A 20,440-nucleotide genomic window follows, 5' to 3' on the forward strand; every position below is an offset into this window, starting at 1 on the left:
CCTGAGGCGCCCAGATGGCGGAATTGGTAGACGCACTAGTTTCAGGTACTAGCGAGTAACATCGTGGAGGTTCGAGTCCTCTTCTGGGCACCAATCTTATCCAAACCGATAATTTAAAAACATCAAAAGCCGTTGATTTTTCATCAACGGCTTTTTTGTTGCCTGCTCCGAAACCACTGGCAATGCGGCGCATGCCGACATGCAAGGGTTCGGACGGCAACCCACCGAAAATCATCAAACCGGAATCCCCACCAAATCGTGGCCTTCCACGCTGACGATACGGGCTCGGGTGAATTCGCCAACTTTAAGAACTTTGCTCAACTTCTCGGGCGGCAACAACCGCACCACACCATCGATTTCAGGCGCATCCCCAAAACTGCGGCCAATGCCACCGCGGCGGCCCATGGCCGGCGCCGAATCCACCAGCACCTGCATGCTGGAGCCTACACGCTGGTGCAAGCGGGCAATGGACACTTCTTCTGCAACAGCCATGAAACGGGCACGGCGGTCCTCACGCAAAGCTTCAGGCAACATGCCGGGCAACTCGTTGGCTGCAGCACCTTTGACGGGGCTGTAGGCAAAACAGCCTGCGCGGTCAATTTGCGCTTCACGCAAAAACCCCAACAAGTGCTCAAACTCTTCTTCGGTTTCGCCCGGAAATCCGGCAATGAAGGTGCTGCGAATGACCAATTCGGGGCACAGTTCGCGCCAGCGCTGTATGCGCTCCAGATTTTTCTCACCGCTGGCAGGGCGCTTCATGCGTTTGAGCACATCGGGATGGCTGTGCTGAAAAGGCACATCCAGGTACGGCAAAACCAGTCCTTGCGCCATCAGGGGAATGATGTCGTCCACACTGGGATAGGGGTAGACGTAATGCAATCGCACCCATGCGCCGTGCTCGCGGGCCATCTCACCCAGCGCCTGCACCAGTTCAAGCATACGGGTCTTGACGGGCTTGCCATCCCAAAAGCCAGTGCGGTATTTCACGTCTACGCCATACGCTGAAGTGTCCTGACTGATAACCAGCAGTTCTTTCACGCCGCCGTTGAACAAGGCTTGAGCCTCTTTGAGCACATCGCCAATCGGGCGAGACACCAAATCACCCCGCATGGACGGGATGATGCAAAACGTGCAGCGGTGGTTGCAGCCTTCACTGATCTTCAAGTAAGCATAGTGACGCGGCGTGAGTTTCAAGCCCGCTTCGCCGAAAGCGCCAGGCACCAAGTCCAGAAACGGATCGTGGGGTTTGGGCAAATGCTTGTGCACCGCATCCATCACCTCCTGCGTGGCATGGGGCCCGGTCACCGCCAGCACGCTGGGGTGCATTTCAAGGACCATGTTGCCACCACCCTCGCCCGTTTTGGCACCCAGGCAACCCGTCACGATCACCTTGCCGTTTTCGTTCAGTGCCTCGGCAATCGTGTCCAGACTCTCCTGGATAGCTTCGTCAATGAAGCCGCAGGTGTTGACGATGACCAGGTCAGCGCCCTCAAAAGTTTTGGAGGTCTGGTAACCCTCGGCGCTCAGTTGCGTGAGGATCAATTCGGAATCGGTCAGTGCTTTGGGGCAGCCAAGGCTGACAAAACCCACCTTTGGGGTGGCAAGGGGCGCAGTTGCGTTCATTTCACTCATCCCTGCATTGTCCCTGCAAAAACGGCCCTTCGAACAGAAAAGGGCATCAATACACCCCTCAAGCCTTGAAACCCAGCGCACCCAGCAACTGCTCGGTATTTTTCTGGATCTGCTTTTGCATCTGATCTTGCATTTGTGCCATGACGTTTTGGGAGGGATTGGCCAAACCGGAAAACATGCTTTGCATCAAAGGCGTCTGCCACTGCATGAACTGCGCCCAGACCTCGGGGCTCAGGGTCGGACTGGATTCACCCAGTTTGCTTTGCCAATCCATGAACGACTGGACATGATTCTCCAGGTAAGAGCCCATGTGGCCCTGCATAGCATGACCATAAAACCGGATGATGTTGGACAACACCGCCTCGCTGAACATGGGCACACCCGCAGACTCCTCTTCGAGAATGATCTGCAACAAGATGGATCGCGTCAGGTCTTCACCCGTTTTGGCATCCAGCACCACCAAAGGTTCGGCCGCCATGACCAGTTTCTTGATCTCGGCCAGGGTGATGTAGCCAGCGGTTTCGGTGTCGTACAAACGCCGGTTGGGGTATTTCTTGATCGTCCGAACAGCTTCAGGGGTGCCCGTCAGGGCCGATTGGGCAGACTTGATCGATTTAACAAGGGACTTGACCGGCAATGGAAACTCCTGGTGACAGACTGAAATTGAGAAATCTGCTGCAATGCAACATTCTAGGCACAGCCCAAGACCCCTCAAGCCTTGGTTTTCCCTGATATCGCCAAGACGTCACTGCTAAAACCTGCTGCGCGCTTTTTTCTTGCACGCCCGTCCGATTAACCTTCTTTACCTGCGAAAATACACAGCTATGTTCACCGGAATCATCACCGGCGTGGGGCGAATCGTCGCCATTCACGACCTGGGTCGCTCTTTACAACACGGCAAGCGCCTCACCATCGAGGCCCCCGCCGGGTATCTTGACGATGTCGGTCTGGGCGACAGCATCGCCCTTAATGGCGCTTGCATGACCGTCACCACGTTTGCCCCTGAGAGCCGTCAATTCACGATCGACATCTCGGCAGAATCCCTGGACAAAACCAGCGGACTCGACCAGGCAGGCACCGTCAACCTCGAAAAAGCACTGCGCGCCAACGACCGTCTGGGTGGTCACATCGTGTCCGGTCACGTTGATGGCGTGGGGCAAGTCAGTCACTTTGCACAAATCAGTGAAAGCTGGGAACTACGCGTCACTGCCCCTCAGGCACTGGCCAAATACCTGGCCTACAAAGGCTCCATCACAGTCAACGGCGTCAGCCTGACCGTTAACAGCGTGTCCGATCGAGCCGAAGGCTGCGAAATCAGCATCAATCTGATTCCCCACACGGTTGAAAACACCGCGCTCGGCGGCCTCAAGGCAGGCAGCCGGGTCAACCTCGAAATCGACACCGTGGCCCGCTATGTTGAGCGCATGCTCAGTCTCGAAGCGACACAACAGGACAAAACATGAACACCCCCGTGCAACTGAAACCCGTGGCCATTTCTCCGGTAGAAGAGATCGTGGCCGATATGAAAGCCGGCCGAATAGTGATCCTGGTCGACGAAGAAGACCGTGAGAACGAAGGTGATCTGGTGCTCGCTGCCGACCATGTCACGCCCGAAGCCATCAACTTCATGGCCCGTTTTGGCAGGGGCCTGATTTGCCTGACCCTGACTCGCGAACGCTGTGAATTCCTTCAGCTGCCCCCCATGGCCGCCAGAAACGGCACCTTCTACAGCACCGCCTTCACTGTGTCCATTGAAGCCGCTGAAGGCGTGACCACCGGCATCTCTGCCGCTGACCGCGCCAAAACCGTGCAAGTGGCCGTAGCGCGCAACAGTCAGGCCTCTGACTTGGTGCAACCCGGTCACATCTTTCCCCTCCAGGCCGTGGACGGTGGCGTGCTCATGCGTGCAGGCCACACCGAAGCGGGTTGCGACCTGGCCGCCATGGCCGGGTGCAGCGCCTCCTCGGTGATCTGCGAAATCATGAAAGACGATGGCACCATGGCCCGTCTGCCCGATTTGCAATTGTTTGCGGCCGAGCACGGCCTGAAGATCGGCACCATTGCCGACCTGATCCAGTACCGCAGCCGCAACGAATCACTGGTTGAGCGCATCGGCAGTCGTACCCTGCAAACCGCGCACGGTGAGTTCACTGCGCATGCTTTCCGCGACAAACCCAGTCAAACCGTGCACCTGGCGCTGGTCAAAGGCCAGTGGTCTGCGGAATCGGAAGTGCCGGTTCGAGTGCACGAGCCACTGTCCGTGCTGGATGCGCTGGAGGTCAACCGATCCATGCATTCATGGAGCCTGGACGCCAGCTTGCAATACATCAACGCCCAAGGCTGCGGCGTGGCCGTGTTGCTCAACTGCGGTGAATCGGCCGAGCAGTTGCTGGCGCAATTTGAAGGCCGTGCCCGCTCGGCGCAAGCGCCCGAACGCGGCAAGATGGACCTGCGCACTTACGGTGTCGGTGCCCAAATCCTGCGCGAATGTGGCGTTCACAAAATGAAACTCATGGGCCAGCCCCGCCGCATGCCCAGCATGATGGGTTACGGCCTCGAAATCACCGCTTACATCCCCAAGGAATAAAAACATGCTCGAAGCCAACAAAGGCCAAGCCGAAGAACTCGACGGTCAATTTCTGCACATCGGCATTGTGCAAGCCCGTTTCAACGAAGACATCACCAATGCACTCGCGAAAGCCTGCATCGAAGAATTGCAAGCCCTGGGTGTAACCAGCATCGACCACGTCATGGTGCCAGGCGCCCTGGAAGTACCCGTGGCCTTGCAAGCCATGGCCGAGCGAGCCGAATACGACGCGCTCATCGCCTTGGGCTGCATCATCCGTGGTGAGACTTACCACTTTGAATTGGTGGCCAACGAGTCGGGTGCTGGCGTTAGCCGGGTGTCACTGGACTACAACCTGCCCATTGCCAACGCGATCCTGACCACCGAAAACCTGGAACAAGCCATCGTGCGTCAAACCGACAAAGGCCGCGATGCAGCCCGTGTCGCGGTCGAAATGGCCTGCATCATGGACGACCTGGCCGCAGACATGGCCGAGCTGGCCGATGACCTCGACGACGAAAAGACCGCTTGATGAACGAAGAAACCAGCTCACCAGACACCTCCTCGGAAAGCGCCAAAACGGGCACGTCCGGCTCACGCAAGTCCTCGGCAAAGCCTGCCCGCAGCAGGTCGCGTGAATTTGCACTGCAAGCGCTTTACCAGCACATCGTTGGCCGCAACGAAACCGCCGACATCGACCTCTTCACGCGCGACTTGTCGGGCTTTCACAAAGCTGACTCGGCTCACTACGACGCGCTGCTCTACGGATGCACAGAACAGGCCCTGGCATTGGATGCCCTGATCCTGCCCAAACTGGACCGCAGCTTTGCTGAAATTTCGCCCGTCGAGCACGCCATCATGTGGATCGGCGTCTATGAAATGCAGAACTGCCTGGACGTGCCATGGCGCGTGGTCCTGAACGAGTGCATCGAGCTGGCCAAGGACTTTGGTGGCACCGACGGCCACAAATACGTCAACGCCGTGCTCAATGGCCTGGCGCCCGAACTGCGCAGCGCTGAGGTTCAAGCCTATCGACAGGCTGCGCCCCAGCCAGGTCGCGACCGATCAATTTGATTGCCATGCGCATATCCCAACGCGCTCAGCGCATTGAGCCTTTTTATGTGATGGAGGTGGCCAAGGCTGCCTCCCGAAAAGCCCGAGAGGTCGCGCACACCGATCGACCCGTGGTGTTTCTGAACATTGGCGAACCCGACTTCACCGCCCCGCCCCGGGTACAACAAGCAGCACAAGCAGCGATTCGGTCAGGCCAAACACAATACACCCCGGCGCTGGGCCTGGACACCCTGCGACAAGCCATCAGCGACTGGTACGGCACGCGATTTGGCGTATCGGTGCCCGCCAGCCGCATCGTGGTCACAGCGGGCGCATCGGCGGCGCTGCAACTGGCCTGCCTGGCGCTGATCGACCGGGGCGATGAAATCCTCATGCCCGACCCAAGCTACCCCTGCAACCGCCACTTTGTGAGCGCTGCTGAAGGCACTGCGGTGCTGGTACCCACCAAGGCCGAAGAACGCTATCAACTCAGCGCCAACAAAGTAGCTGCGGCCTGGGGGCCCAATACCCGTGGCGTCTTGCTGGCATCACCGTCCAACCCCACAGGCACGTCAATTGACCCGATCGAATTGGCTCGCATCGTGGACGTGGTGCGTGCCCATGGCGGCATCACTCTGATCGACGAGATTTATCTGGGCCTGAGCCACGACGCACAGTTTGGCCAAAGCGCCCTGGCGCTGGGTGACGACATCATCAGCATCAACAGCTTCAGCAAATACTTCAACATGACCGGCTGGCGGTTGGGCTGGCTGGTGGTGCCGGAACAACTGGTGCCCGTGCTGGAGCGTCTGGCGCAAAACCTGTTCATTTGCGCCAGCACTGTGGCACAACAAGCCGCCCTCGCCTGCTTTGAACCCGAGAGCCTGGCTGAATACGAGCGCCGCCGCGCCGAGTTCAAGGCCAGGCGCGACTACTTCATCCCGGCCCTGAATGAACTTGGCCTGACGGTACCCGTGCCCCCCGATGGCGCGTTTTACGCTTGGGCCGATTGCTCGGCAGTCTGTCAAAAGATGGGCCTGAAAGACAGCTGGGAATTCGCCTTCGCGGCCCTCGAGCATGCGCATGTCGCCATCACACCTGGCCGAGACTTCGGCACCGACCAAACCGCCCACTTTGTGCGCTTTTCCACCGCCAATTCGATGGCCGAACTGCACACTGCCATTGCCCGCCTGAAAGCCTGGTTGCAGCCATGAGCCCCCCCCAGGAAACACACCCCCCGTTTCAGCACCCCATCAGAATCTACTGGGAAGACACCGATGCGGGCGGCATCGTTTTTTATGCCAACTACCTGAAGTTTTTTGAACGTGCGCGCACCGAATGGTTGCGCGAACTGGGCTTTGGGCAACAACTGCTGCGCGAAGAGACCCGTGGCATGTTCGTGGTCAGTGAAACCACCGTCAAATACCTCGCACCTGCCCGATTGGACGACACCCTGACCGTCACAGCCCAGCTGCAAGAAGCCGGCCGCGCAAGCCTCACCATTGCCCAGCGCGCTTACCTGCCCACACCTGGCCAAGCCGACCGGCTGCTGGCCGAAGCCACCATTCGTCTGGGCTGGGTCGACAGCACCACCTTGAAACCGGGCCGCATTCCAGCCCCTGTTCTGAAAGCCATGAAATGAACCAAGACATGTCCATCGTCTCGCTGCTTTTGCACGCCAGTTTTGTCGTGCAACTTGTGGTCTTGCTTTTGCTGGGCATTTCAGTGGCCAGCTGGGCGGCCATTGTGCGCAAGCTCAGCGCCATCAAGCGCATCAAAAATCTGAACGAAGAGTTTGAACGTGTTTTCTGGTCCGGCACCAGTCTGAACGAGTTGTTCAACGCTGCCAGCCAGAACGCCAAACTGGCAGGCCCGATGGAACGTATTTTTGCCAGCGGCATGCGCGAATACCAAAAACTGCGCGAACGCCAAATCAGCGATGCAGGCACCCTGCTCGACGGCGCACGTCGCGCCATGCGGGCGAGCTTTCAGCGCGAAATGGATGTCGCTGAATCTCAGCTCGCATTTTTGGCTTCGGTCGGCTCCATCTCGCCTTACGTGGGCTTGTTTGGCACGGTGTGGGGCATCATGCACGCCTTCACCGGCCTGGCCAGCTTGCAGCAAGTCACCCTGGCCACGGTGGCGCCGGGCATTGCCGAAGCGCTGGTGGCCACGGCCATCGGTCTGTTTTCTGCTATTCCAGCCGTGCTGGCCTACAACCGGTTTTCGCACGATGTAGACCGCATCGCCATCAAGCTGGAAACCTTCATCGAAGAGTTCTCCAACATCCTGCAGCGCAGCCTGGGGGCCACGGGTACCAGCGGCTCGGCCTCCGGTCACTGAAAGACGGAGTCGCCCATGCCAGCCATCTCAACCCGGGGCCGCGGACGCCGCACCATCTCTGAAATCAACATGGTGCCCTTCATCGACGTGATGCTGGTGCTGCTCATCATCTTCATGGTCACCGCACCCATGATCACGCCCAGCGTGGTCGACTTGCCCAGCGTTGGCAAAGCTGCCAAACAGCCCGACAAAGTCATTCAAATCGTGATCCAGAAAGATGAGCGCCTGGAACTGGTCACCGATGGCAAGACCGACAGCGCCACCCTCACCAGCGTGGCAGGCAGTGTCAAAAGCCTCGTTGGCGAAGAAGACAACACAGCCGTTGTCATCAGCGCCGACCGCAGCGTGAAATACGAAACCGTGGTCAAGGTCATGGACAGCCTGCAACGCGCGGGCATTGCACGTGTGGGCCTGTCGGTCCAACTTGCACCTTGAGGGTCCGGGATTGAACACCAAGACAGTGCCTCACCTCGAATTTGCGCCGCCGGCACAAGCCGGAACGGGGCGCGCCTGGGTGGTCGCGGGCATTGTCCACGTGTTGCTGTTCCTGGCGCTGGGCCTGGCCACGGCCTGGAAAACCCAGCCCCAAACCGTTCAAGCCGAAGCCGAACTGTGGTCTGCTACCCCCCAGGCCGCAGCCCCCCGACTGCAAGAGCCACTGCCTGAGCCGCAGCCCGAACCCGTGCCCGAGCCAACGCCTGCACCGCCAGCCAAACCCACACCACCACCGCCACCGGCCCCTGATCCGGCGCTGGAATTGCGTGACGCGCAAATTGCGCTTGAAAAGAAAAAGCAGCAAGAAAAGAATAAAGAAGCCGATAAAGTCGAAAAACTAAAAGCTGAAAAGCTCAAGGTCGAGAAAGAAAAAGCCGAGAAAACCAAGGCTGAAAACAAGAGCAAGGAACTCGACAAAGAAAAACTGGCGAAAGAGAAAAAAGCCCAGGAAGAAAAAGAACGCTACAAGAAAAAGGCCACCGAAAAAGCCAAGGCTGAAAAAGCAGAAAAAGCCGATGCCGCCCAGGCCGAAGCACTGCGCCAAGAAAACCTCAAACGCATGCAAGGCATGGCCGGTGCTTCAGGCGGAGAAAATGCCAGCGGCACAGCCCTCAAGTCATCGGGGCCGTCGGCCAGCTACGGAGGCAAAATTATCCGAGAAATACTTGCTAAAACCAATAACTCAGACTCAACTCCCGGAGCATTAACAGTCGTTGTGTTTGTTCGCGCCAACTCGTCGGGCGAAATTATGAATAGCCGCGTAATAACACCTAGCAGAAGTCGTGAATTTGACGATTCGGTTCTTCGAGGAATCCAAAAAATGGAACGCGTTCCAAAGGACATTGACGGAAGAATTCCTGAAATTTTGATCCGCGAGGGACTTGAGTTGACCGTCTCAAGATAAATAAAAAATTACTGACTCATCTCACAATTAGATTTATAAATCCACCACCACATTGCCCACCGTCTGTCCTGCCTCAACTGTGCGGTGGGCCTGGGCGATCTGATCCAGCGAAAAGCGGGCGCTCATGCTGTGCTGCAACAGGTTACGAGCCAACATGTCCGAAAGGCGGGCCACGGCCAATTGGCGGTCAGCAGGCGTCAGGTCGTAGACCAGAAAAAACTTCACGCCGATGGATTGAAACAACCAAGGCCTGAATGGCAGGGAAACATCTGGTGCGTTCGAGCCGTAGCAAACCACCTGGCCGTGCGCGGCCAAAGCCCCTTCGGCGGCCCAGCGTGAGGTGGTCGAAAAATCCATGTCGAGGATGACTTCTGCGCCACGGCCTTGCGTCAAGGCCTTGACGCGCTCGGGCACCGACTCGGTCTTGTAAAAAATAGCTTCTTGCAGACCGGCTGCGCGGGCATGTTCGGCCTTGGCTTGTGAGCCCACGGTGCCGATGGCTCGCCCCCCGGCCAGCGTCACCATCTGGGTGATGTAATGCCCCACAGCCGATGAGGCGCCAGTGACCAAAACGGTTTTGCCGCGCAAATCACCGGCCAGTCGCTCGGCCAAAATGACCGCCTGCATTGCCGTGAGGCCGGGAATGCCCATGCAGGCCCCAGCGGCAAAGTCAGTCCCATCGGGCAGTGCCACCGCTTGCGACTCGGACAACGCAATGTATTCGGCACAGGTGCCCATGGGGCGCTGCCATTGGCCATTCCAGAGCCATACCCGTTGCCCCACGCGCGATGCCGACACGCCTGCACCGACTGCTTCGATCACGCCCGCGCCATCGCTGTGCGGCACGACCAACGCGTCGGTCAAGGGACGCGCCCGGCGCGATTTGACATCAGAAGGGTTCACCCCCGAAGCGGCCATGCGAACCAGCACCTCACCCGCTTGCGGCGTGGGCGTGGGCAACTCACCCACCTGCATCACGTCTTGGGCTTCACCGTTCTGGCTGTACCAGGCTGCTTTCATCAAAGGTCTCCTAGATCGACTCAATCGTAAACAATCTGCGCCTGCCCCTGATCGGCCTGGGCCATCCAGCTGGCCAGTGCCGCATCGGTGGGAAAGAATTTGGCGGCTTCGCCCAGCGCCAGTTCGGCGCGGGCAGCCAGGTCGTCGCTGCGGCGCTCCAGCACCAGTCGCACTCCCAGGCCGCGCACCAGATCACCCTGGTCCGTTTGTTCACGTTGCGCCGGGAACTCCTTGACCAGGCGGGCGATGTCCGGCGCCCGGCCATTCACGGCCACACGCAGGTATTTGCCATACCGGCAACGGGCTGCACCCAAATCCATGATCTGTTCGATCTTGAGACGGAAACCGCCCGAAAAACGGTCCGCCTGCATTTTGGCCGTGACGATGATCAGCTCGTCATCTTTCAGCAACTGCTTGGCCGAGTTGATCAAACCCTCGTCGGCGCTGGCCTCCATCGCGCCCGATTTGTCGTCGAGCTTGAAGATCGCGACTTTGCCGCGCTGACCGTTGATGATGCGCAAATCGGTCACGATGCCCGCCAGCACCATGGACTCCCGGCTGTCGATCAAGTCGTCGATCTTGCGGCGCGCAAACTGACGCACCTCCCGCTCGACTGCGTCAAACAGGTGACCCGACAAGAAAAAGCCGACAGCGGTTTTTTCGAGCAGCAAGCGCTCCTTGATGCCCCAGGGCATGACCGTAACCAGTTCAGGCTCTTGCGTGCTGGAACCGTGTGAATCGTCGCCCAGCATGTCAAACAAGCCGCCCTGATTGGCATTGGCCACAGCGGCACTGGCAAACTCAAAAGCCTTGTCGATGCTGGCTGACAAAGCGGCGCGGTTCATGTGCAGCGCGTCAAAAGCACCCGCCTTGATGAGCGCATCCACCGTGCGTTTGTTGATGCGGGTACGGTCTACGCGCACGGCAAAATCAAACAGGCTGGTGAAGGGCCCCCCCTCTTGGCGGGCCGCCACAATTGCCTCGATCGCCTGCTGGCCTGTGCCCTTGATGGCCCCCAGACCATAGCGAATGATCCTGTCTGTGACCGGCTCAAAGCGGTGGGTGCCGCGGTTCACATCGGGGGGGTCAAACGTGATGCCGAACTTGAGCGCATCTTCGTGCAGCACCTTCAGCTTGTCAGTGTCGTCCATCTCCACCGTCATGTTGGCGCAGAAAAACTCGGCGGTGTAATGCACCTTGAGCCAACCGGTGTGGTACGCCAGCAGCGAATAAGCGGCCGCGTGCGACTTGTTGAAGCCATAGCCGGCAAACCGCTCCATCAGGTCAAAGATCTCATCGGCTTTGACGTCACCGATGTCGTTTTTGGCCGCACCGACACGGAAAATGGCGCGGTGTTCGGCCATTTCTTCGGCCTTCTTCTTGCCCATGGCCCGGCGCAACATGTCGGCGCCGCCCAAGCTGTAGCCGCCCAGAATCTGGGCGGTTTGCATGACCTGTTCCTGGTAGACCATGATGCCGTAGGTCTCGCTGAGCATCTCGGCGACCAAGGGGTGCGGGTACTCAATCACCTCGCGACCGTGCTTGCGCGCCACAAAGCTGGGAATCAGGTCCATGGGGCCGGGACGGTACAGCGCGTTCAGGGCAATCAGGTCTTCCAGCCGGCTGGGGCGAGCATCGCGCAACATGCCCTGCATGCCACGGCTTTCAAACTGGAACACGGCCTCGGTCTTGCCATCGGCAAACAATTTGTAGGTCCGCGCATCGTCCAGCGGGATGTTTTCAAACGCAAAGTCTTCTTGCCCCTTGTGCCTGCGAACGATGAATTCGCGGGCTATTTCCAGAATGGTCAGCGTGGCCAGACCCAAAAAGTCAAACTTCACCAAGCCCGCCGCCTCCACGTCGTCCTTGTCGAACTGGCTCACGGCCGATTCGCTGCCAGGCTGCTGGTACAACGGGCAAAAGTCGGTCAGCTTGCCGGGTGCGATCAAAACGCCACCCGCGTGCATGCCCACATTGCGGGTCATGCCTTCGAGCTTCTGCGCCAGCTCGATCAAGGTCTTCACATCTTCTTCGCGCTCGATGCGTTCGGCCAGGATCGGCTCCATGGCGATGGCGTAGTTGTTCTTGTCGCCCTCTTTGGGGGTGGCCGGCGGGTATTGCAGCGTGACCGACATGCCCGGCTTGTTGGGAATGAGCTTGCTGATGCCATCGCAAAAGGTGTAACTCATGTCCAGCACGCGGCCCACATCGCGAATGGCAGCTCGCGCGGCCATGGTGCCGAAAGTCACGATCTGGCTGACCGCCTCGCGGCCATACTTTTGCTTCACATACTCGATCACCCGATCGCGGTTGGTCTGGCAAAAATCAATGTCAAAGTCGGGCATGGACACCCGTTCTGGGTTCAAAAACCGCTCGAACAGCAAGTTGTATTGCAAAGGGTCCAGGTCGGTGATCTTGAGCGAATAGGCCACCAGCGAGCCAGCACCGGAACCTCGGCCTGGCCCCACCGGGCAACCGTTGGCTTTGGCCCATTGGATGAAGTCCCCCACGATCAGGAAATAGCCGGGGAAACCCATGTTCAAAATGGTAGTCAGCTCGAACTCCAGGCGTTCCACATAGCGCGGGCGCTCCTGGGCGCGCAAGGTTTCCTCCGGAAAAAGGTGTTTCAGGCGCGCTTCCAGGCCTTCATGGGACATATGGCGGAAATAAGCTTCTACCGACATCACCACGCCATTCACGGGGGGAATCGGGAAATTGGGCAGCTGTGGCTTGCCCAGCACCAAGGTCAGGTTACAGCGCTTGGCGATTTCCAGGGTGTTGGCGATCGCACTGGGTACATCGGCAAACAAAGTACACATTTGCTGGGCCGATTTGAAGTATTGCTCGCGTGTGAATCGACGCACCCGTCGCTGGTTGGCCAATATTTCGCCTTCTGAAATACACACCCTCGCCTCGTGCGCCTCGTAGTCTTCGGCGGTATGAAACTGCACCGGATGCGTGGCCACCACCGGCAAATGCAAACGGGCAGCCAAGGCCACAGCCCCCGCGACATGGGGCTCATCTTCGGGGCGACCCGCACGCTGCAGTTCGAGGTAAAAGCGGTGCGGAAAGATCGAAGCCAATTGCAGCGCCACATCGGCAGCCTTGTCGGTGTCGCCCTGCAAAATGGCTTGACCCACAGGACCTGCCTGCGCGCCGGACAGCAAGATCAGGCCCTCGGACAGCTCTTTCAGCCATTCCAGCTTGACCACGGCAACGGATTTGACAATGTTCTTCGTCCAGGCACGGGCCAGCAGCTCGCAGATGTTCAAGTAGCCTTGCTGGTTTTGTACCAACAGCACGACCCGGCTGATGGTGCCCAACTCGGCCCCCAGGCCTTCGAGGTTGATTTCAGCGCCAATGACCGGCTTGAGGCCCTTGCCGCGACTTTCCTTGTAAAACTTGACGGTGCCAAACAGGTTGTTCAGGTCGGTGATGGCCAGTGCAGGCTGGCCATCTTTGGCCGCGATGCTGACCACATCATCGATGCGGCAAGTGGAGTCAACAACAGAAAATTCGGTGTGAAGGCGCAGGTGAACAAACATAGACATTGATTGTAGAAGGTCGTCCCCGAGCCATCAGTCGCGCAAAACCTGCAGTACCTCGGAGCGGAATTCGCGCCCATACAAAATCAGTACCACCAAAGCAGTACCCAGGACCAGCGCCAGCGGCGAGAAGAACCAGGCCATGGCCGCAAATGAAAAGTAATACGCCCGCAAGCCATCGTTGAAGGTCTCGGCAGCAGCGCTGACCAGGTTGCCCGCACGCTCGGCAAAATGCTGGCGATCATGGCGCTTGGCGTCAAAGTCCTCGGGCGAAGGCATGGCCCCGATCACCAAGGCCACAAAAGTGTATTGCCGCATGGACCACGAGAACCGAAAAAAAGCATAAACAAAGATAGCGACTAAAACGAGGATCTTGAATTCAAACACCAGCAAAGGGGTGGCTTGGGCAAACGGAATCTCGCCGACCAACTCGGCCGCCTTGTCGGTCGTCCCCATCAGTGCAAACAAACCCCCAATGATGATGATGCTGGTGGATGAAAAGAAGGCCGGGGTTTGCGACAGGTTCTGCGTGATCACGCCGTCCAGCACACGAGGGTCACGCGCGGTGGCCTGCATCATCCACATCTGTCGATAGCGGTTGGTCGTGGCGATCAGGCTTTGATCACGCAAGCCACGCACTTTGGCCACCCAGGCGTAACCCACCCACAAACCGAAAAACGAAAACAGGGCAAGCCAGTCGGCCCAAGGCAAGAGGGTGATGATTTTCATGGCGCCATCCTAGCAAGCTGCAGGGTCGGATGGGCAGGGCCCGCCGCCGCCACGCAGAAAAAAACCGGCGTGAAGGGCTCACGCCGGTTTTGAACTTGGCGCAAACGCCAGGTTCAGCCGCGCAGCTTGGCAGCCACAGCCGCCACGCGCTCACCGTAGGCCTTGGCGGTGTCCAGGTCACCTTGGGGAATGTCTTCGGCGGGGCTGGTCGGTCCCACTTGGGCCATCACGCCGGAGTTGGAGCCGATGCGGTTGATCGTGCCGTCGTTCATGGCGGGCTGGCCCACCCAGACCATGGCTTGCTGCATGGCCAGTGTGATGAAGTACTGGATGGTGGACAGCTTGTCGCCACTGGGGCTGGCCGAGATGGTGAAACCGCCAGCGACCTTGTCTTTCCAGGCACTGGTGTACCAGCGCTTGGAAGTCGCATCGGCAAACTTCTTGAACTGCCACGAAGCCATGCCCATGTAAGTGGGCGAGCCAAAGATGATGGCATCGGCCGCGTCCAGTGCGGCCCATTCAGCCTCCGTGATGTTGCCATCGGCATCAATGGTCACGGTCTGGGCATTGGCGCCTTGGGCCACAAATTGGGCGACGCGCTGGGTATGGCCGTAGCCAGAATGAAAAACAACAACTGTTTTAGCCATGGAAAAAACTCCTTATAAAAACACACAAAAAATCAGGGGGCCAAGTCAAACACCAGAACTTCAGCGTCCTGGCCATGGCTCAAGTGAAGTGAAGCTTCGGCATGCAGCATGGCGGCATCGCCAGCCTGGAGTGCCAGGCCATTCACCTGCAAACTGCCCCGCACCAAAAACACGTAGGCTTTGCGCTCAGGGCTCAAGGCCAGGTCGGCATTTTCGGCGCCATTGAACAAGCCCGCATACAGACTGGCATCGGCGTGAATCTTGACCGTGTACTCAGCCGCCTCGGGGGCCGCGACCAGCGCCAGTCGCCCACGTTTGGCCGATTCAGGCACTGTTTTTTGCTCGTAACCGGGGTCTATGCCGACCACGTTGGGCTCGATCCAGATCTGCAAAAAGTGGGTTTGCTCGCCGACAGCGTGGTTGAACTCACTGTGGCGCACGCCACTGCCCGCGCTCATGCGCTGCACATCACCGGGCGGTATGCCCTTGACGTTGCCCATGCTGTCCTGGTGGGCCAGATTGCCCGACAGCACATAGCTGATGATTTCCATGTCGCGGTGACCATGGGTGCCAAAGCCTGTACCCGGCGCAATGCGGTCTTCGTTGATCACGCGAAGATTGCCCCAGCCCATGTGAGCCGGGTCAACATAGTTGGCAAAAGAAAAACTGTGAAAGGATTTGAGCCAGCCATGGTCGGCGTAACCCCGTTCAGACGACTTGCGGATGTTCAACATGCTGGCTCCCGTAAATTTCAAACCCTAATGTATGCAAATCAGGGGCCCGTGTGGTGCAAGCCATTTGCTGGCATCATGCAAATTAATTGAATGAAAGAGCATCAACCATGCAAATACCTCGCGACTGGCTGACCCCCGATACCCTGCACATGCTGCAAACCATAGAACACCAAGGCAGCTTTGCAGCGGCGGCACGCGCACTCAACCTCGTCCCCAGCGCCCTGACCTACAGGGTTCGTCAGCTTGAAGACGCGCTGGATGTGCTGCTTTTTGACCGCAGCGCACGACAAGCCCGGCCCACTGCTGCTGGCAAGGAACTGCTCAGGGAGGCAGGACGGCTGCTCGAAGACATCGATAGCGTGGCCAACCGTGTCAAGCGTGTGGCCACCGGCTGGGAAGGCGTGCTCACTGTGGCGGTGGACAGCATTGTGTCGCGCAGCGTGGTGATGGACCTGTGCGCCAGCTTTCTGGCCCTGGGCGCCACCACGCGGCTGCGTTTGCGCTACGAAACCCTTTCGGGCACCTTGGCTGCGCTCACCTCGGGCCAGGCCGATCTGGCTTTGGGCGTGGTGCTGGAGCCAGGCCTGCAAACCGACATCCGACATGCGGTGCTGGACTCTGTTCCTTTTGTGTTTGCCGTGGCCAGGCACCACCCCCTGGCCCAAGCCCCCGAGCCGCTGACCGATGCCACACTGGCCCAGCACCGCGCCGTGGCTGTGGCCGATTCGGTGAGCCGTGGCGGCGGCCTTACTGTTGGGCTACAAGGCGGGCAAGACGTGTTCACCGTCCCCGACATGCACAGCAAACTCGAAGCACAGTTGCGGGGTCTGGGTGGCGGATTTTTGCCCGAATCACTGGCCCGAGCGTCCATCGACAGCGGACTGCTGGTCGTCAAACAAGTGCTCAGACCCCGCACCAGCACGGGCCATTACGCTTGGCGCGACAACCCGCAAGCCCCCGCAGGTCTTGCCCTGCAATGGTGGCTGGCGCAATTGGCCAGCGCCACCACACGCAAAGCCTTGCTGGAGGAAGTGCACAGTGCTGAACCTTGATGCGCCTCATCGGGGATAACCCACCCGGGCAGTCTGCAGCCCCATTTCTCGGATAAAGTGATCCCATGACCACACAACACATCGCCATCATCGGAGTCGGCCTGGCCGGCGTGACCAGCGCGCGCACCTTGCGCCAGGCTGGGCACAACGTCACATTGTTCGAAAAAAGCCGGGGGCTGGGGGGGCGCATGTCTACCCGCGCCAGTGCTTTTGGGAGCTTTGACCACGGTGCCCAGTACTTCACCGTGCGCGACCCGCGTTTTGAACTCGCCATAGGCACCGCACCTGGCGTGTGCAAACCCTGGAGCGCCAACGCAGTGCGCGTGCTCGACCCGAATGGCCGGGTCATCGAAGCCGGCTTGCCCGGTGGTGAACGCCACTGGGTGGCCACCCCGGGCATGAACGGCTTGGTCAAGGCCTGGGCTGCGCCCCTGGTCGAAGACGGCAATGTGCAACTGCAAACCCGGGTCACCCAGATCATGGCCGACCCCGTGAAGAAAAACGGCTGGCAACTCCAGACTGAAACCGACGACGGCGGCCAACGCATCTATGCCGGTTTCGACAAAATCATTTTGGCTATTCCCCCCGCGCAAGCCAGCGACCTGTCAAAAGCCTCCGGCCTGAGCGCCCTGGCCGCACCCCTTAGTGGTGTGCGGGTTGACCCCTGCTGGACCTTGATGCTGGCCTACCCCCAAGCCGTGCAACCCGGCCTCATCACCCTCGGCCCGCAATGGAACGCTGCGCGCAGCACACACCACCGAATCGCCTGGATGGCGCGTGAATCGTCCAAGCCCGGGCGCGAGCGCATAGAGCGCTGGACCGTACAGGCCAGCGCACCCTGGTCGGCCGAACATGTCAACGACACCCCCGAACGCATCACCGGCAAACTGATCAAGGCCTTTGCCGAAATCACAGGCATCCGCGCCACCCCGGCCCATGCCGTAGCGCACCGCTGGCTGTATGCCAAAACCGCGCAACCGCTGGGCGAAAGCCACCTGTGGTTCAAGGACCAGGGCATCGGCTTGTGCGGCGACTGGTGTCTGGGCCACCGCGCCGAAGACGCGTTTGTATCAGGGCTTGAGCTGGCTCTGGCCGTGCTCAAAAACCGCTGACTTTGCCCATGGTTGGACGGGGCTCCATGAGCTCGGTTTACAAAGGCCGGTTTGCGCCCTCGCCAACCGGCCTTTTGCATGCGGGCTCGCTGGTCGCGGCCCTAGCCAGTTGGCTGGATGCCCGTGCCCACGCAGGCCGATGGTGGGTGCGCTCCGAAGACGTGGACACGCCACGCTGCATGCCGGGTGCCGATGAAACCATCCTGCAGCAACTGCGCACCTGCGGCCTGGTGCCCGATGGTCAAGTCATCCGGCAAAGCCAACGTTCTCAAGCCTACAGCGCTGCCCTCGAGGAACTGATCGGCAAAGGCTGGGCCTACCCCTGCGGCTGCTCCCGCAAAGAGGTCGAAGCGGCCGTCGAATCGGCAACACCCCCGCCCCAGACACGCCACAAAGACACGGTCTATCCTGGCACCTGCCGCGCAGGCCTGAACGGCAAACCCGCCCGAGCCTGGCGCTTGAACGTGCAGGCGGTGCAAACGGCGCTGGGCATGCCCGAGACCACCCACTGGCAAGACCGGCGTCTGGGGGCGCAACAACAAAACGTGGGCCAAGCGGTGGGCGATTTTGTGCTGCGCCGCGCCGATGGCCTGTGGGCCTACCAACTGGCGGTGGTGGTGGACGATGCGGCCCAAGGCGTCACCCATGTGGTGCGCGGCGAAGACCTGGCCGACAACACCGCGCGCCAAATCGTGTTGCAACATGCATTGAACCTGCCAACCCCAGAATACCTGCACACCCCCTTGGTGATGGGGGCCAACGGCGAAAAGCTCAGCAAGCAAAACGGGGCGAACCCCCTGGATCTGTCCGACCCCTTGGCTGCGCTCAACCAGGCCGCACAGGTTTTGGGGCTGCCCACGCATCTAGGCCCTGTTGACGCAGCTCTGGCGTTCTGGACTCAGCTTCAAAAAGACCCCACTGCGCGCCCCTACAATCCCCACCCATGACAGACAACACCCCGGCCGAAGGCAGAAAGCCCTCCGGCATCCCCACTGATGTGCCTTTTTTGCGCACCGTCAAAAGCTATGTGCTGCGCGCTGGCCGCACCACCATCGGCCAAGCCAAGGCCTATGAACTGTATGGCCCGGCCAACTTGCTGAACTATGCGCCCGGTGCATTCAACGCGACAGCGGCTTTTGGCCGCACAGCGCCCTTGATTCTGGAAATCGGCTTTGGCATGGGCGAAGCCACGGCCCACATCGCCAAAGTACGCCCCGATGACAACTTCCTGTGCTGCGAAGTGCACGAAGCTGGCGTGGGCGCCCTGCTCAAGCGCATTGGCGAGCAAGACATCCACAACATCCGCATCCTGCGGCATGACGCGGTCGAGGTGATTGACCACATGCTGACCGAAGCATCCCTGGACGGCGTGCACATTTTCTTTCCGGACCCTTGGCACAAAACCAAACACCACAAGCGCCGCCTGATTCAAGCTGAGTTGGTGAACAAACTGGCCAAGCGCCTCAAGGTGGGCGGCTACCTGCACTGTGCGACAGACTGGCAGCCCTATGCCGAACAAATGATGGCCGTCATCAGCGCAGAAAAACTGCTCGTCAACACCGGCGATGCAGCCCATGGCGGTTATGCAGCCAAGCCGGACTATCGCCCGCTGACCAAATTTGAAAACCGGGGCCTGAAGCTCGGCCACGGCGTGTGGGATCTGGTGTTCCGCCGCGTCTGATATGGCCCAAGCGGGACAGACTGTTCAGCTGCCCACGCGCAATGGGGTGGGCGCCAGTGTGGTGTCAGTCCCGGCAGGCACATGGCCCAGCCTGCTCGACTTTCTGGCTGCACGCATGCCCGGCATACAGCGCAGTGAATGGGCGCAGCGCCTACAACAAGGCTTGGTGTTGCAGGAAGACGGGCAAAGTGCTTTGCCCGATCAAGCTTGCCAGGCAGGCCAACGCTTTTTCTACTACCGCAACGTGACGGACGAACCCGTCTTGCCCTTGCAAGCGCGCACCGTGTTCGAGGACGATCATCTGCTGGTGGCTGACAAACCCCACTTCATGCCTGTCACGCCCTCAGGCCCTTACGTGCAGCAAAGCCTGCTGGTGCAACTCAAGAGCCTGACCGGTTGTGCAGACCTGGTTCCGCTGCACCGCATTGACCGCGAAACAGCAGGCTTGGTGCTGTTTGGCAAACGACTTCAAGAGCGCGATGCTTACCACGCCCTGTTTCGGGACAAACAGATCCACAAGACCTACCAAGCCGTGGCCGCCTTCAAGTCAGATCTGAACTTGCCGCGACAACACACCAGCCGTTTGGTGCCGGGTGAGCCTTTTTTCAGGACCCAAGAGGTACCCGGCGTGCCCAACAGTGAAACCCACATCCGCCTGCTGCACACAGACGGCGTTCGGGCGCTTTACCAGCTTGAACCGGTCACCGGCAAGCGCCACCAATTGCGGGTGCACATGGCGTCAATGGGCATACCGATCGAGGGCGACCCCTTTTACCCCACCGTCCGGCGCGGGAAGGATGAACCCGAAGACTTCAGCCAGCCCTTGCAACTGCTGGCCCATGCCGTGCAGTTCACCGACCCGCACACGGGGCAAGAGCGCACATTCCAAAGCCAGCATCGGCTGCATCTTGCAGGTCAGTGACCGCC

At 59.5% G+C, this 20,440-nt stretch carries 21 protein-coding genes and 1 tRNA gene; 15 read left to right on the forward strand and 7 right to left on the reverse strand.

What is annotated here, in order from left to right:
* The first annotated feature begins 8 nt into the window (after positions 1 to 8).
* Positions 9 to 93, forward strand: a tRNA-Leu gene (locus B9Z45_RS03635).
* 141 nt (positions 94 to 234) lie between these two features.
* Here B9Z45_RS03635 and rimO read toward each other — a convergent pair.
* Positions 235 to 1,632, reverse strand: coding sequence for a 30S ribosomal protein S12 methylthiotransferase RimO (gene rimO / locus B9Z45_RS03640; RefSeq protein ID WP_108405868.1), 1,398 nt, complete (start codon positions 1,630 to 1,632; stop codon positions 235 to 237).
* Positions 1,633 to 1,690: 58 nt separating this feature from the next.
* On the reverse strand, positions 1,691 to 2,269 hold the full coding sequence (phaR, locus tag B9Z45_RS03645; protein ID WP_370445801.1) for a polyhydroxyalkanoate synthesis repressor PhaR: 579 nt from the start codon (positions 2,267 to 2,269) through the stop codon (positions 1,691 to 1,693).
* 187 nt (positions 2,270 to 2,456) lie between these two features.
* Between phaR and B9Z45_RS03650 the strand changes: the two genes are divergently transcribed.
* From B9Z45_RS03650 to B9Z45_RS03690, 9 genes are all read left to right on the forward strand, one after another.
* Entirely contained in the window at positions 2,457 to 3,095 is a 639-nt protein-coding gene (locus B9Z45_RS03650; RefSeq protein ID WP_108405869.1) for a riboflavin synthase, read from the forward strand.
* Positions 3,092 to 4,219, forward strand: a complete 1,128-nt coding sequence (ribBA, locus tag B9Z45_RS03655) for a bifunctional 3,4-dihydroxy-2-butanone-4-phosphate synthase/GTP cyclohydrolase II (RefSeq protein WP_108405870.1) — start codon at positions 3,092 to 3,094, stop codon at positions 4,217 to 4,219. Before B9Z45_RS03650 ends, ribBA begins: the two co-directional genes overlap by 4 nt.
* A gap of 4 nt (positions 4,220 to 4,223) precedes the next feature.
* Positions 4,224 to 4,730, forward strand: a complete 507-nt coding sequence (gene ribH, locus B9Z45_RS03660; RefSeq protein ID WP_108405871.1) for a 6,7-dimethyl-8-ribityllumazine synthase — start codon at positions 4,224 to 4,226, stop codon at positions 4,728 to 4,730.
* Positions 4,730 to 5,272 (forward strand): transcription antitermination factor NusB, encoded by a 543-nt coding sequence (nusB, locus tag B9Z45_RS03665; RefSeq protein WP_108405872.1) that lies wholly within the window; start codon positions 4,730 to 4,732, stop codon positions 5,270 to 5,272. The genes ribH and nusB overlap by 1 nt, the downstream gene beginning before the upstream one ends.
* 5 nt (positions 5,273 to 5,277) lie before the next feature.
* Entirely contained in the window at positions 5,278 to 6,465 is a 1,188-nt protein-coding gene (locus B9Z45_RS03670; RefSeq protein ID WP_108405873.1) for a pyridoxal phosphate-dependent aminotransferase, read from the forward strand.
* Positions 6,462 to 6,893: a tol-pal system-associated acyl-CoA thioesterase gene (gene ybgC / locus B9Z45_RS03675; protein WP_108405874.1), complete on the forward strand. Its 432-nt coding sequence runs from the start codon at positions 6,462 to 6,464 to the stop codon at positions 6,891 to 6,893. The genes B9Z45_RS03670 and ybgC overlap by 4 nt, the downstream gene beginning before the upstream one ends.
* The gene (gene tolQ / locus B9Z45_RS03680; RefSeq protein WP_108405875.1) at positions 6,890 to 7,594 is read left to right on the forward strand and encodes a protein TolQ; all 705 of its coding nucleotides are present in this window, start codon (positions 6,890 to 6,892) and stop codon (positions 7,592 to 7,594) included. Before ybgC ends, tolQ begins: the two co-directional genes overlap by 4 nt.
* Positions 7,595 to 7,609: 15 nt before the next feature.
* Positions 7,610 to 8,029, forward strand: coding sequence for a biopolymer transporter ExbD (locus B9Z45_RS03685; protein WP_108405876.1), 420 nt, complete (start codon positions 7,610 to 7,612; stop codon positions 8,027 to 8,029).
* 247 nt (positions 8,030 to 8,276) lie between these two features.
* Positions 8,277 to 8,993 (forward strand): TonB C-terminal domain-containing protein, encoded by a 717-nt coding sequence (locus B9Z45_RS03690; protein ID WP_233252061.1) that lies wholly within the window; start codon positions 8,277 to 8,279, stop codon positions 8,991 to 8,993.
* A gap of 33 nt (positions 8,994 to 9,026) precedes the next feature.
* On the opposite strand, the gene B9Z45_RS03695 is transcribed toward B9Z45_RS03690, so the two are convergent.
* From B9Z45_RS03695 to B9Z45_RS03715, 5 genes are all read right to left on the reverse strand, one after another.
* Positions 9,027 to 10,013: an NADPH:quinone reductase gene (locus tag B9Z45_RS03695; RefSeq protein ID WP_108405878.1), complete on the reverse strand. Its 987-nt coding sequence runs from the start codon at positions 10,011 to 10,013 to the stop codon at positions 9,027 to 9,029.
* Positions 10,014 to 10,033: 20 nt separating this feature from the next.
* Positions 10,034 to 13,558 (reverse strand): DNA polymerase III subunit alpha, encoded by a 3,525-nt coding sequence (gene dnaE, locus B9Z45_RS03700; RefSeq protein ID WP_108405879.1) that lies wholly within the window; start codon positions 13,556 to 13,558, stop codon positions 10,034 to 10,036.
* A gap of 33 nt (positions 13,559 to 13,591) precedes the next feature.
* Positions 13,592 to 14,287, reverse strand: coding sequence for a DUF599 domain-containing protein (locus B9Z45_RS03705; protein WP_108405880.1), 696 nt, complete (start codon positions 14,285 to 14,287; stop codon positions 13,592 to 13,594).
* 113 nt (positions 14,288 to 14,400) lie between these two features.
* Positions 14,401 to 14,934, reverse strand: coding sequence for a flavodoxin family protein (locus B9Z45_RS03710; protein ID WP_108405881.1), 534 nt, complete (start codon positions 14,932 to 14,934; stop codon positions 14,401 to 14,403).
* Between the two features lie 32 nt (positions 14,935 to 14,966).
* Positions 14,967 to 15,668: a pirin family protein gene (locus B9Z45_RS03715; protein ID WP_108405882.1), complete on the reverse strand. Its 702-nt coding sequence runs from the start codon at positions 15,666 to 15,668 to the stop codon at positions 14,967 to 14,969.
* A gap of 107 nt (positions 15,669 to 15,775) precedes the next feature.
* Here B9Z45_RS03715 and B9Z45_RS03720 point away from each other — a divergent pair, with 107 nt between their 5' ends.
* The 5 genes from B9Z45_RS03720 (at position 15,776) to B9Z45_RS03740 (ending at position 20,435) form a co-directional block, all read left to right on the forward strand.
* Positions 15,776 to 16,720 (forward strand): LysR family transcriptional regulator, encoded by a 945-nt coding sequence (locus tag B9Z45_RS03720; RefSeq protein WP_108405883.1) that lies wholly within the window; start codon positions 15,776 to 15,778, stop codon positions 16,718 to 16,720.
* Positions 16,721 to 16,785: 65 nt separating this feature from the next.
* Positions 16,786 to 17,832 carry an NAD(P)/FAD-dependent oxidoreductase gene (locus tag B9Z45_RS03725; RefSeq protein ID WP_108405884.1) on the forward strand — a complete coding sequence of 349 codons (1,047 nt, stop codon included), beginning with the start codon at positions 16,786 to 16,788 and terminating at the stop codon, positions 17,830 to 17,832.
* Positions 17,833 to 17,858: 26 nt separating this feature from the next.
* On the forward strand, positions 17,859 to 18,779 hold the full coding sequence (gluQRS, locus tag B9Z45_RS03730) for a tRNA glutamyl-Q(34) synthetase GluQRS (RefSeq protein WP_108405885.1): 921 nt from the start codon (positions 17,859 to 17,861) through the stop codon (positions 18,777 to 18,779).
* Positions 18,776 to 19,513, forward strand: a complete 738-nt coding sequence (gene trmB / locus B9Z45_RS03735) for a tRNA (guanosine(46)-N7)-methyltransferase TrmB (protein WP_108405886.1) — start codon at positions 18,776 to 18,778, stop codon at positions 19,511 to 19,513. The genes gluQRS and trmB overlap by 4 nt, the downstream gene beginning before the upstream one ends.
* A gap of 1 nt (position 19,514) precedes the next feature.
* Complete coding sequence (locus B9Z45_RS03740; protein WP_108405887.1) at positions 19,515 to 20,435, forward strand: pseudouridine synthase; 921 nt, start codon at positions 19,515 to 19,517, stop codon at positions 20,433 to 20,435.
* Positions 20,436 to 20,440 lie beyond the last annotated feature (5 nt).

Origin of the sequence: Limnohabitans sp. 2KL-17 (genome assembly GCF_003063415.1) — a bacterium.
In the GTDB taxonomy this organism is placed as follows: domain Bacteria; phylum Pseudomonadota; class Gammaproteobacteria; order Burkholderiales; family Burkholderiaceae_C; genus Limnohabitans_A.